The organism is Herbidospora sakaeratensis (genome assembly GCF_001570525.1).
Taxonomy (GTDB): Bacteria; Actinomycetota; Actinomycetes; order Streptosporangiales; family Streptosporangiaceae; genus Herbidospora; species Herbidospora sakaeratensis.
On record NZ_BBXC01000017.1, the window covers coordinates 135,196 to 147,482 of the forward strand.

Consider the following 12,287-nt stretch of genomic DNA (forward strand, 5'->3'; position numbering starts at 1 on the left):
GTTGGTCCGTCATGGAACTCGTTGTCGCAGTCATCGCGTTCGCGGGGGCGATCCTCGCCGCGGTCACCACAGGCGTCCTGGTCGGGCGGATCCGCGAGGAGTCCTCCGGCTGGCTCGTGGCGTGGGCGATCACCACGGTCGCGGTGTGCCTCGGGCTCGGCGCGATCGCCGTCGGCACCCTTCTCGGGTTCGGCCCCCTGACCTTCCGCGTGTTCCAGATCGGCGGCGCGCTGCTGGCGCCGCTGTGGCTGGCCGGTGGACTGATCCAGCTGCTCGCCGAGTCACGGTCCGCCCGGCTCGGCGGCTGGCTCCTGGGCGGTGGCCTGAGCTTCGTCGGCGTGGTCATCATGACCCTCGACCCGGTGCAGAGCGGCTTCAACAAGACGCTGCCCCTCGCCAGCGAGAAGTGGGACATCCCGCCCGAGTGGCTGCTGCGCGGCGTCCACGTGCTCGACCTGGTGATCCTTTTCGTCGCGCTGATCGTCGCGCTGATCCGGATGCGGTCGGGCGACGACTACGACGCCGACAACATGAACGCCACCGTCGTGCTGGCCCCCATCGGCATGGCCGCGATCGGCTCCCAGCTCTTCCTGGTGCAGGGCGTCTTCGTGGCGGCCCTGCTGGCCGCCATCCCCGGCGGCCTCTGGTACGCCGTCAGCCGCCCCCTCGCCCCCTACGACGAGGAGGACGAACCGGCGGCGGCGCAACAACAGGGCCCGCCGAGCGGCCCGATGCCGGTGCAGCCCCAGCAGCCGGTCTGGCAGGAGCAGAGCCTCGGCCGCCGCGTGGCCGGCATGCAGCAGCAGCCGATGGCCAGCCCCATGACGGGCTCCATGAGCGGGCCGATGAGCGCCCCCATGGGCGGTCCCATGGGCGGCCCGCCGATGCCCACCACCGGCCCGCAGCCGGCGGTCCCGCCCGCCCCCCGCTCGGGCCTGGGCGACCTGGTCGCCGAATACCGCGCCGGCGAGCAGCAGGGCGGCGGGTTCGACTACGCCTCCCGCATGCAGCCCCCGCCGCAGCCGCAGCAGCCGCCCCAGCCGCCGCTGCCTCCCGACTTCGGCGCCCCGGCGACCGGCACCTTCATGGCCGCCGACGCCTACAACCCCCAGGCCCCCGAATACGCCATGCCGGTGCCGCCCCCGACGGCCTCCACCGAGTTCCAGATGCCGAACACCGGGGTGCTCTACCCGGGCCAGGTCCAGGCCGCCCAGTCGATGGCCGCGGCGCAGGTCCCGGCGACGGCGACCGGTTCGGTCCGGCCCTCGCCGAGCATCTACGGCATGCTGACCGTCTTCACCCTGATGGACGGCGCCGGGGAGGCCTTCGACAAGCTGGCCGAGGACACCGTCGAGCAGGTGCTCCGCAACGAGCCCGACACGCTGCTGTTCGTCTGCCATGGCGTGAAGTCGGCCCCGCTCCAGCGGCTGGTCTACGAGCTCTACCGCGACCAGACGGCCTTCCACGACCACCAGCGGCAGGCCCACATGGAGCGGTTCGCCACCGAGCGTCAGCCGCTGGTGCTGGCCACGAATGTGATCGAACTCACGGTCAACGCGGCCAAGGTCGTGCCGCTGCCCACGACGTTCAAGATCTGAGGGCTTGGCGCAGCCGGTTCTCGTCGACCCGCCAGTAGTCGTGCTGCACGCCGTCGACCAGTGTGACGGGAATCATCTCCCAGTATTTCGCCAGGTCGGCGGGGTTCTGAGTGATGTCGCGCTCGTCCCATTCGACGCCGGTTTCGGCCGCGACCCGCTCGATGACGGCGCGGGCGTCGTCGCACAGGTGGCAGCCGGGTTTGCCGAGGAGCGTGATGCGGTGGGCCATGTGCCTACCGTATGGGGCGGATTCGGGACCGGCGGCCACTCCTGACACCCTTGAAGTGAGCACGACAAGGGGGTCGCTCGACTTTGTGCATCACTTCACAAAGGCACTAACCTGGAAAGCGGCCCCGAAACCGATTCCCCTCAGGAGTGCCGGCCTGTGATCCGCCGAACCCCGCAACAACCGCGTGAACGCGGCATCCCCGACGCGACCGTCGCCCGGCTGCCGCTCTACCTGCGCGCGTTGAACGGTTTGGCCGAGCGGGCCGTAGCAACGGTCAGTTCCGAGGATCTTGCGGTCGCGGCGGGGGTCAATTCCGCCAAACTCCGCAAAGATCTGTCGCATCTGGGATCTTATGGAACACGGGGCGTCGGCTACGACGTTCAGTACCTCATCTACCAGATCTCCCGCGAACTCGGCCTGACCCAGGACTGGGCGGTCGCGATCGTCGGAGTCGGAAACCTCGGCAGGGCCCTCGCCAACTACGGCGGGTTCGTCTCCCGGGGGTTCCGGGTGGCCGGGCTGCTCGACGCCGACCCGGAGGTCGTGGGCGACCACATCGCCGGTCTCGTCGTGGAGCACAGCGACGAACTGGAATCGGTGATCGCCAAGCGGGGGGTGTCGATCGTGGTCATCGCGACTCCGGCGACCGCCGCGCAGGCGGTCTGCGACCGGGTCATCGCGTCCGGAGTGACGAGTATCTTGAACTTCGCCCCCGTCGTGCTCACGGTTCCTGCGGGCGTCGACGTCCGCAAGGTCGATCTGTCCATCGAACTGCAGATCCTCGCGTTCCACGAGCAGCGCAAGGTGAATGGGGGGCCCGTAATGGGCGAGGAATGGGCGGGGGAGGTCTCATGAGTCTGCTGATCGTGGGGCTGAGCCACCGGAGCGCACCGGTCTCGGTGCTCGAACAGGTGACGATCTCCGGCGACGCCCTGGTCAAGCTCCTCCACGACGTGCGGCAGGACGCCCACGTCGCCGAGGCCATGGTGGTCTCCACGTGCAACCGCGTCGAGGTCTACGCCGAGGTCGACCGGTTCCACGGCGGGGTGTCGGCGATCACCACCCTGCTCGACCGCCATGCGGGGGCCGACCTGGCTCCCCATCTGTACGTCCACTATGAAGACCAGGCCGTCCACCACCTCATGTCGGTGGCCTCCGGGCTCGACTCGATGGTGGTCGGCGAGGGCCAGATCCTCGGCCAGATCCGGGCCGCGCTGCGCCTGGCCCAGCAGGAGGACGCGGTCGGCTCGATCCTCAACGAGCTGGTCCAGCAGGCCCTGCGGGTCGGCAAGCGGTCCCACAGCGAGACCGGCATCGACCGCGCGGGCGCCTCGCTGATCGGCGTGGGCATCACACTGGCCGAGACCGTGCTCGGGCCCATCGAGGGCCGCCGGGCGCTGGTCGTCGGCGCGGGCTCGATGAGCGCGCTGACCGCGGCCACCCTCGCGCGGGCCGGGGTCACCGAGATCGTCATCGCCAACCGGACCTTCGAACGGGCCGAGCGGCTGGCCGAGACCGTCGGCGGCCGGGCCGTGCCGCTGTCGGAGATCGCCACCGAGCTGGCCACCGCCGACCTGGTCGTCTCCTGCGTCGGCGCGGGCACCCGCGTGATCACCCCCGAGATGATCCCGGCCCGCGACCTCCCCCTGTTCCTGCTCGACCTCGCGCTGCCCCACGACATCGACACCGCCGTCCGCGCGCTGCCCCTGGTCACCCTGGTCGACCTCGAAGACATGCAGCAGTCGGGCGCCGGGTCCGACGGCGGCCGGGCCGCCGACATCGCGGCCGTCCGCCGGATCGTGGCCGACGAGGTCACCGCTTATCTCAACTCCGCCCGCGCGGCCAAGGTGACGCCTACTGTGGTGGCGCTGCGCAGTCGCGCGGCCCAGGTGGTCGAGTCGGAACTCGGCCGGCTCCACTCCCGCATGCCCGACCTCGACGAGCGTCAGCGAGACGAAGTGGCACAGGCGGTCCGGCGAGTGGTAGACAAACTGCTCCACGAGCCGACTGTGCGTGTCAAACAGCTCGCCGCGTCTCCGGCAGGCGATCATTATGCGGAGGCGCTGCGCGAGCTGTTCAACCTGGACCCGAAGGCGCCCGACGCCGTTTCCCGGATGGAGATCGAGCAGTGAACCTGAGGCTGGGCACCCGCAAGAGCCTGATGGCGACCACGCAGTCGCAGCAGGTGGCGGACCGGCTGACCGAGCTCACCGGCCGCGGCGTCGACCTCGTCGGGATCACCACCTTCGGCGACGTCTCCAAGGCCCAGCTCTCCCAGCTCGGGGGCACCGGCGTGTTCGTCAGCGAACTGCGCGAGAAGCTGGCCGCCGACGAGATCGACTTCGCGGTCCACTCGCTCAAGGACCTGCCGACCACCCCCGACCCCCGGCTCGTGCTGGCCGCGATCCCGCTCCGCGACGACCCCCGCGACGCGCTGGTGGGCGCCCGCAAGCTCGCCGATCTGGCGCCCGGCTCCCGCGTCGGCACCGGCTCGCCCCGTCGCATCGCGCAGCTGCGGCTGCTGCGTCCCGACCTCGACTACGTCCCGATCCGCGGCAACGCCGACACCCGGATCGGCAAGGTCACCTCCGGCGAGCTCGACGGCGTCGTGCTGGCCGCGGCCGGCCTCGCCCGGCTCCGGCGCGACGACGAGATCGCCAACTTCTTCGACACCGACGAGATGCTGCCGGCCCCCGGCCAGGGCGCGCTCGCGGTGGAGTGCCGGGCCGACCGGCCCGAGCTGATCAAGCTGCTGAGCACGCTCGACGACGCGCGCACCCGCGACGCCGTCATCGCCGAGCGTGCGGTCCTCGCGGCGCTGGAGGCGGGCTGTTCGGCCCCCGTCGGCGCCTTCGCCGTCGATGACGGCCACACGCTCACCCTGACCGCCACCGTGGTGTCCATTGACGGCGCCGCGGCGGTGCGGAAGTCCACCACCGGACCCATCTCCTCGGCCATGGAACTCGGGCGGGAGCTCGCGGCCACCATGATCGCGGAGGGGGCCGGGCAATTGATGGGAGAGCAGGCCCATTGACCACATCAGAGCATCATCATGAGCATGGCATCGGGGGCTTCGTCGCCTTCGTAGGAGCTGGTCCCGGTGACGAGAACCTGCTGACGCTCCGGGGCGCCGATCTGCTGTCCAAGGCCGACGTCGTGGTCGTCGACCGCGAGTCGTACGGCCCGCTGCTGCGGCACTGCCGGGCCGGCGTCGACGTGCGCGACGTCGCGGCCGACCCGGGCGCGCTGGCCGGCGCGGTCGGCGCGGCCAAGGCCGGGAAGCTGGTCGTCCGGGTGTGCCCGGGTGACCCGTCGTTCTTCTCGTCGGTGTCCGACGAGGTCGCGGCCTGTTCGCAGGACGAGGTCGACTTCGAGATCGTGCCCGGCGTGCCGCCGGCGACGGCGGTGCTGACGTACGCGGGCATCCCGCCGGCGTCGTCGGGGCCGGAGTTCCGGATCGTCGACGCGAGCCAGATCGACGACTGGTCCAGGCACGCCTCGGTCGAGGGCACGCTGGTGATCTACAACGGGGTCGCCGAGGCGCCCGCGATCGGCAAGGCGCTGATCGCCGCGGGCCTGCCCGACTACACCCCGGTCGCGGTGACCAGCGACGGCACCACCACCGAGCAGTACACCGTGGTCTCCTCGCTGGGCCGTCTCGGGCCCGACCTGAAGCACGCGGGCATGACCGAACCGGCGCTCATCGTGGTCGGCGACGCCGTCGGCCAGCGTGAGAAGCACTCGTGGTTCGAGACCAAGCCGCTCTTCGGCTGGCGTGTTCTCGTGCCGCGTACCAAGGAGCAGGCCGCGGGCCTGTCGGAGCAGCTGCGGAGCTACGGCGCGGTGCCCGAGGAGGTGCCGACGATCTCCGTCGAGCCGCCGCGCACACCGCAGCAGATGGACCGCGCCATCAAGGGCCTGGTCACCGGCCGCTACGAGTGGGTGGCCTTCACCAGCGCCAACGCGGTCAAGGCGGTGCGCGAGAAGTTCGACGAATACGGCCTCGACGCCCGCGCGTTCGCCGGGCTGAAGGTGGCCGCCGTCGGTGAGGCCACCGCCAAGGCGCTGGTCGAGTTCGGCGTGAAGCCCGACCTGCTGCCGACGGGCGAGCAGTCGTCCGAGGGGCTGCTGGAGGAGTGGCCGCCCTACGACTCGATGCTCGACCCGATCAACCGGGTGCTGCTGCCGAGGGCCGACATCGCCACCGACACCCTGGTGGCGGGCCTGACCGAGCTCGGCTGGGAGTGCGACGACGTGACGGCCTACCGGACCGTCCGGGCCGCCCCGCCGCCCGAGGAGATCCGCAACGCGATCAAGAGCGGCGGCTTCGACGCCGTCTTGTTCACCTCGTCCTCGACGGTGCGCAACCTCGTCGGCATCGCCGGCAAGCCGCACAACGTCACGGTGATCGCGGTCATCGGGCCGCAGACCGCCAAGACGGCCGAGGAGTTCAACCTGCGGGTCGACGTGATGGCGGACAAACCGTCGGCCTCGGCGCTGGCCGCCGCACTCGCGGAGTATGGTGCCAAGCAGCGCCAGGCGGCCGTGTCCGCCGGTGAGATCCCACGCCGCCCCTCGCAGACCCGAAGGGGTGCCCGGCGACGTCCCAAGTGACCTCAGAAGGTGGTTTTCGCATGAGTGCCGAGTTCCCGGTCGCCCGCCCGCGACGGCTGCGCCGGACCGTTCCGCTGCGCCGGATGGTGGCCGGAACCCGGCTCCACCCGGCCGAGCTGATCCTGCCGATGTTCGTCAAGGAGGGCATCGCCGAACCGGCTCCGGTGGGGTCGATGCCCGGGGTCGTCCAGCACACGCGCGAGAGCCTCCGCAAGGCCGCCCACGAGGCCGCCGAGGCCGGGGTGGGCGGGGTCATCCTGTTCGGCATCCCGGCCGTCAAGGACGGCCGGGGCTCCGGCGCCGACGACCCTTCGGGGATCGTCCAGCTGGCCCTGGCCGACCTGCGCGCCGACTTCGGCGACGACCTGGTGGTCATGGCCGACACCTGCCTCGACGAGTACACCGACCACGGCCACTGCGGCATCCTGACCGAGTCGGGCGAGGTCGACAACGACCTGACGCTGGAGCGCTACGCCGCCGCGGCGGTCGCCCAGGCCCGCGCCGGCGCCCAGGTGATCGCGCCCAGCGGCATGATGGACGGCCAGGTCGGCGCGATCCGCGCGGCCCTCGACGCCGACGGCCACGCCGAGATCCCGATCCTGGGCTACTCGGTCAAGTACGCCTCCGCGTTCTACGGCCCCTTCCGCGACGCCGCCGAGTGCGCCCCCCAGTTCGGCGACCGCAGCGCCTACCAGCAGGATCCGGCGGGCCCGATCGGCGAGGCGCTGCGCGAGGTCAGGCTCGACCTGGCCGAGGGCGCCGACGCCGTCATGGTCAAGCCCGCGCTGGCCTACCTCGACGTCATCCACCAGGTCAGGGAACTGGTCGACGTCCCGGTGGCCGCCTACCAGGTGTCGGGGGAGTACGCCATGGTCGAGGCCGCCGCCGCCAACGGCTGGATCGACCGCGACCGCGTGATCATGGAATCGCTGATCGCGATCCGCCGCGCGGGAGCCGACATGATCCTCACCTACTGGGCCACCGAGGTGGCGCGGCGGCTGAGTTAGCAGGCCTGTCTTTGAGGCAGATTCCAGCGCGAGATGCGGCCGGCCTTCGGCCGCCCGCATCTCGTTTTCCAGGGGTCGCCCTGCGAAGATCCGGTCGGTCCGGGCATTATCGGGGGCAACAGCCCGTTTTTTCTCTGTGGGGGAGGAACAGCATCTGATGGTCGGGGTCCCGCTCGCTCGCCGCTCGAAACGCCGCGCGCACCGAATACCGCACCGGCTCGAAGCGGTGGTCGACTACGCCCGGCTGGGCTGGGCGAGCTGTCTGGGAGCTCATCCGCTGCGCGAGGGGCAGCGGGCGTGCTCGTGTGACCGTGTGGGTTGTCCGGATCCGGGCGCCCATCCGCTCTCGCCCGCGTGGCGCATGCAGGCCACCACCGACACGGCCCAGCTCACCCGGTGGTGGGAGCAGGAGCCAGAGGCGAATGTGATTCTGCCCACCGGACGCGTATTCGACGTGTTCGACGTCCCGGCGGAGCTCGGGATGTCCGCCCTGACCACGCTGGAGTCCCCAGGCCCGGTTGCCGCGAGCGGCGACCGGGTTCTCTTTTTCGTGGCCACGCGCGGCAACCCCGAAGACGAGGACGAGTGGTGGACGTCGTCCATCGACCACGCGCCCGAGACGATCGAGTCGAATCCGGGGCTGCGCTGGCACTGCCGTGACTCCTACGTCATGGCGCCGCCGTCGTCGCTGGTCGGTGGGGGGACCGTGCGGTGGCTCCGGCCGCCCGACGGGCGTCCGCTGCCCGATCCGCTGCGCGTGCTGGACGTGCTCGCCGACTAGGCTCGGTGGCCGTGAGTCGTACCGATGAATCAGCGGCCCTGTTCGCGCGGGCCAAGGAGATCGTGCCGGGTGGGGTCAACTCGCCGGTCCGGGCGTTCAACTCGGTGGGGGGCACGCCCCGCTTCATGGCGTCCGGGCAGGGGCCGCACATCACCGACGCCGACGGGAACACCTACGTCGACCTGGTCTGCTCGTGGGGGCCGATGATCCTTGGCCACCGTCACCCGGCGGTGGTCGAGGCGGTCGCCGAGGCGATGTCGGGCGGGTTCTCCTTCGGCACGGCGACCGAGGGCGAGGTGCTGCTGGCCGAGGAGATCGTCTCCCGGGTCGCGCCGGTCGAGAAGATCCGCCTGGTCAGCTCGGGCACCGAGGCCACCATGAGCGCCGTACGGCTGGCGCGCGGCTTCACCGGCCGCTCGAAGATCGTCAAGTTCGCCGGCTGCTACCACGGCCACGTCGACGCGCTGCTGGCCTCGGCCGGGTCGGGCGTGGTGACGTTCGGCCTGCCCGACACCCCGGGCGTGACCGGCGCGGCGGCGGCCGACACCCTGGTGTTGCCCTACAACGACCTGGCGGCCGTCGAGGAGGCGTTCACGCTCCACGAGATCGCCGCGGTCATCACCGAGGCGTGCCCGGCCAACATGGGCGTGGTGCCGCCCGCCGAGGGGTTCAACCGGCGGCTCAAGGAGCTCTGCGCGGCCAACGGCGCGCTGCTCATCGTCGACGAGGTGCTGACCGGCTTCCGGGTCTCGGCCGCGGGGTGGTACGGCCTCGACCCGGTGGACGCCGACCTGATGACCTTCGGCAAGGTCATGGGCGGCGGGCTGCCCGCCGCCGCGTTCGGCGGACGGGCCGACGTGATGGCCCGGCTGGCCCCTGAGGGGCCGGTCTACCAGGCGGGCACCCTGTCGGGTAACCCCCTGGCCTGTGCGGCCGGTCTGGCGACGCTGCGGAACTGTGACGCCGACGTCTACGCGCGGATCGACGCGGCCGCCCTGGCCCTCGGCGACGCCGTGTCGGGCGCTCTGGCGGCCGAAGGCGTCGCGCACCGGCTCCAGCGGGCCGGCAACCTGTTCTCGATCTTCTTCACCGAGGGGCCGGTGACCGACTTCGTGTCGGCGAAGACCCAGAACACGGCCGTGTTCACCGCGTTCTTCCACGCGATGCTCGACCAGGGCGTCTATCTTCCCCCGTCGGCCTTCGAGGCCTGGTTCCTGTCGTCGGCCCATGACGACGGAGCTCTGTCGAAGGTCGTCGATGCTCTTCCGGTCGCGGCCAAGGCCGCGGCCCAGGTCGCCGGTTAGGCGCTCCGGGCGCGGTTCTTGGCGCGCGACTGGCGGGCGTTGGTGGCCAGGGTCTCCAGGTACGAGACGCGGGCGGTGGCGGACTGCTTCGTGAAGAGGTTGTTGATGATTCGCATGTCTTCATCATGCAACGCTTAATAGTTGAGGACAAGCGAGATTTTCTTGGGTGGACCCTTTAGACTGGCTACATGTTGGACTTGCACCGTCTGAAGGCCCTCCACGCGGTCGCCACCTACGGTTCGGTCGGCGCGGCGGCCGAAGCGCTCATGGTCACCCCCTCGGCGATCTCCCAGCAGCTCGCGAAGCTGGAGAAGGAGACCGGCGCGGTGCTCGTCGAGCGCAACGGCCGCGGCGTGAAGCTCACCGACGCCGCCGGGCTGCTCGCCGAGCACGCCGAGAAGATCCTCGCCCTGGTCGAGACGGCCGAGGCCGACTTCGAGGCGCTGCGCGGGGCGGTGGTCGGGCGGTTGTCGATCGCGGCCTTCCCGACGGCCGCGCGCGGCATCTTCCCGGCCGCGCTGAAGCTGCTCAACGAGCAGCACCCCGACCTGGGCATGCTGTTCTGGGAGCGCGAGCCCGAACGGCAGATGCGCGAGGTCTCCCGGGGTGAGATCGACCTGGCGGTGCTGCAGGACTGGCTGAACCGCCCGATGGCCATCCCCGAAGGGCTGTCGCGGGCCGCTCTCCTCGACGACGTCGCCGACATCGCCGTGCCGGCCGACCACCCGCTCGCCGACCGGCGCGAGATCTCCCTGTCGGAGCTGCCCGACGACCGCTGGATCACCTCGGCGCCGGGCACCGTCTGCCACGACTTCCTGCTGTTCCTGGTGCGCTCGGCCGGCAAGGAGCCCGACATCGTCTGCATGGCCGACGAGTACCCGACCCAGCTCGCGCTGGTCGCGGGCGGCCACGGCCACGCGCTGATCCCCAGGCTCGGGCGGGGCGTGCTGCCGGAGGGGGTTCGGGCGATCCCGATCCTGCCCCGGCCGACCCGCCGCATCTACGCCCTGTGGCGTACTGACGCGGCGCGGCGCCCGGCCATCCGGGCCGCCGTCGACGCGCTGCGTACGGTCTGCGGTCAGTTGGAGACCACACTCGAGCTCGTCTGAACTCTTCGGCTGGCCTGACGCCGTCTCGTCATCTGGCCCGAGTAGGCTGGCGCCACCATGACTGAGACGACCGTCGTTCACCTGTTGCGCCATGGTGAGGTCTACAACCCGGGCGGGGTCCTCTACGGCAGGCTGCCCGGCTTCCACCTGTCGGACAACGGCCGGGCGATGGCCGACATGGTGGCCAAGTCGATCGCCAGCCGCGACATCGTGACCCTGTGGAGCTCGCCGATGGAGCGCGCCCAGGAGACCGCCGCCCCCTCCGCCGAGGCGCTCAAGCTCCCCGTCGTCCTCGACGAGCGGCTGACCGAGGCCATGAACGTCTTCGAGGGCAAGCCGGTCGCCGGCGACAACCGCGCCTTCTTCCGCGACCCCCGCAACTTCTGGCACTTCCGCGACCCGCGCCGCCCCTCGTGGGGCGAGGCCTACCGCGACGTCGTGGCCCGCATGAAGTCGGTGATCGACGACGCCCGCGCCGAGTCGCGCGGCCACGAGGCCCTGCTGGTCTCCCACCAGCTGCCGATCTGGATCATCCGCCTGGCCGCCGAGAGCAAACGCCTCTGGCACGACCCCCGCCGCCGCCAGGCCAGCCTGTGCAGCCTGACGACCTTCACCTTCGACGGCGACCGCCTCATCAGCGTCGGCTACAGCGAACCCGCCGCGGCGCTGCTCAAGAGCTAGTTCTCACCAGAGCGAGAAGAAGCTGCGCAGCGGGTGGGGATGGTAGGAGTCGTACAGCGCGAAGTTGATGAAGGGCGCCGAGGCGACTCCGAGCCGGGCGAACGAGCGGTTGAGCTCGGTCGTCTTCCGCAGGTAGGAGGCGCCGGGGTCGCGGCGGGCGAGCACCTTGGCGACCAGGGATGCCGCGCCCGCCAGGATCGTGCCGGTGACGAGCACGTCCTTCGACGCCACCATGATCTCCGCGTCCTTCTCCAGCGGCCTGCTGTGCAACGTTCTCCGCTCGGTCAGCCATCCGGTCGCGATGGCGGCGTTGACGAGCAGGTCGTAGAAGGGGGCGCGGGCGGGTCTGCTGAACGCGGCCGCCGCCAGGCCCAGGCGGCCGATCGACACGGCCGTCATCTGCATCATCGTCATGATCGTCACCGCCGATTCCTCAGGTGAACAGCCGGAAGATCGTTCCGGGCCGGTAGGAGCGCAGGATGTTGAAGTTCACGCGCGGGGTGAACGCGATCGCGCCGCCCGCGAAGACGCGGTTCAGCCGCCTCATCAGCGTGTACCAGCGGTAGTAGCGCCTCCCTTGGGGCGAGGCGTCGGGCGTGAGGTGACCCTCGTCGTCCAGCGGCAAACCCTTGGGGAACTCGCGCTGGAGGAGTTCGGCCGTGGCGATGGTGGCGATGTTGGTGACCGCTGATCCCACGACGGCGAGGTCCTTCAGCCTGACGGCGGCGTCGGTCGCGTGATCGAGGTGGCGCTGGGTCCGGAGGGTGTGCTGCTCGATCAGCCATCCCCCGGTGAGCATCGTGTTCGCCACGACGTCGTACCTGCTCCACAACCGTCCGGCGCCGTCGGTTTCCGGTGGTTGCGGACTGCCGACGAGAGCGGCGGCGGCGCCGAGTTGGTGGACGGATGCCGCGGAAGTGGTGAGCAGACTCATTGGTGACCCCCGTGTGGATGCGGCTCACAG

General features: G+C 70.8%; 13 protein-coding genes. 10 read left to right on the plus strand and 3 right to left on the minus strand.

What is annotated here, in order from left to right; genetic code table 11:
* The first annotated feature begins 11 nt into the window (after positions 1-11).
* The gene (locus AW271_RS27800) at positions 12-1,598 is read left to right on the plus strand and encodes an antibiotic biosynthesis monooxygenase (protein WP_062340552.1); all 1,587 of its coding nucleotides are present in this window, start codon (positions 12-14) and stop codon (positions 1,596-1,598) included.
* Here the strand turns inward: AW271_RS27800 and AW271_RS27805 are convergent.
* Complete coding sequence (locus AW271_RS27805) at positions 1,588-1,827, minus strand: glutaredoxin family protein (RefSeq protein ID WP_062340553.1); 240 nt, start codon at positions 1,825-1,827, stop codon at positions 1,588-1,590. The two genes, AW271_RS27800 and AW271_RS27805, sit on opposite strands and share 11 nt — an antisense overlap.
* Before the next feature lie 156 nt (positions 1,828-1,983).
* Between AW271_RS27805 and AW271_RS27810 the strand changes: the two genes are divergently transcribed.
* From AW271_RS27810 to AW271_RS27850, 9 genes are all read left to right on the plus strand, one after another.
* Positions 1,984-2,682: a redox-sensing transcriptional repressor Rex gene (locus tag AW271_RS27810; protein ID WP_030456151.1), complete on the plus strand. Its 699-nt coding sequence runs from the start codon at positions 1,984-1,986 to the stop codon at positions 2,680-2,682.
* Positions 2,679-3,959 (plus strand): glutamyl-tRNA reductase, encoded by a 1,281-nt coding sequence (locus AW271_RS27815; protein ID WP_062340554.1) that lies wholly within the window; start codon positions 2,679-2,681, stop codon positions 3,957-3,959. The genes AW271_RS27810 and AW271_RS27815 overlap by 4 nt, the downstream gene beginning before the upstream one ends.
* On the plus strand, positions 3,956-4,861 hold the full coding sequence (hemC, locus tag AW271_RS27820; RefSeq protein WP_275935782.1) for a hydroxymethylbilane synthase: 906 nt from the start codon (positions 3,956-3,958) through the stop codon (positions 4,859-4,861). Before AW271_RS27815 ends, hemC begins: the two co-directional genes overlap by 4 nt.
* A complete protein-coding gene (locus AW271_RS27825) occupies positions 4,858-6,441 on the plus strand; it encodes a bifunctional uroporphyrinogen-III C-methyltransferase/uroporphyrinogen-III synthase (protein ID WP_174553124.1) in 1,584 nt (527 codons plus the stop codon). The genes hemC and AW271_RS27825 overlap by 4 nt, the downstream gene beginning before the upstream one ends.
* Positions 6,442-6,461: 20 nt before the next feature.
* Positions 6,462-7,448 (plus strand): porphobilinogen synthase, encoded by a 987-nt coding sequence (hemB, locus tag AW271_RS27830; protein WP_062340555.1) that lies wholly within the window; start codon positions 6,462-6,464, stop codon positions 7,446-7,448.
* Positions 7,449-7,605: 157 nt separating this feature from the next.
* A complete protein-coding gene (locus AW271_RS27835; protein WP_062340556.1) occupies positions 7,606-8,229 on the plus strand; it encodes a bifunctional DNA primase/polymerase in 624 nt (207 codons plus the stop codon).
* Between the two features lie 11 nt (positions 8,230-8,240).
* Positions 8,241-9,533 (plus strand): glutamate-1-semialdehyde 2,1-aminomutase, encoded by a 1,293-nt coding sequence (hemL, locus tag AW271_RS27840; protein WP_062340648.1) that lies wholly within the window; start codon positions 8,241-8,243, stop codon positions 9,531-9,533.
* Between the two features lie 188 nt (positions 9,534-9,721).
* Positions 9,722-10,642: a LysR family transcriptional regulator gene (locus AW271_RS27845; protein ID WP_062340557.1), complete on the plus strand. Its 921-nt coding sequence runs from the start codon at positions 9,722-9,724 to the stop codon at positions 10,640-10,642.
* Positions 10,643-10,699: 57 nt separating this feature from the next.
* Entirely contained in the window at positions 10,700-11,323 is a 624-nt protein-coding gene (locus AW271_RS27850) for a histidine phosphatase family protein (protein ID WP_062340558.1), read from the plus strand.
* A 3-nt stretch (positions 11,324-11,326) separates the two neighbouring features.
* Here AW271_RS27850 and AW271_RS27855 read toward each other — a convergent pair whose 3' ends face one another.
* Positions 11,327-11,746 carry a hypothetical protein gene (locus tag AW271_RS27855; RefSeq protein WP_062340559.1) on the minus strand — a complete coding sequence of 140 codons (420 nt, stop codon included), beginning with the start codon at positions 11,744-11,746 and terminating at the stop codon, positions 11,327-11,329.
* A 10-nt stretch (positions 11,747-11,756) separates the two neighbouring features.
* Positions 11,757-12,257 (minus strand): hypothetical protein, encoded by a 501-nt coding sequence (locus tag AW271_RS27860; RefSeq protein WP_157554686.1) that lies wholly within the window; start codon positions 12,255-12,257, stop codon positions 11,757-11,759.
* Between the last annotated feature and the right edge of the window lie 30 nt (positions 12,258-12,287).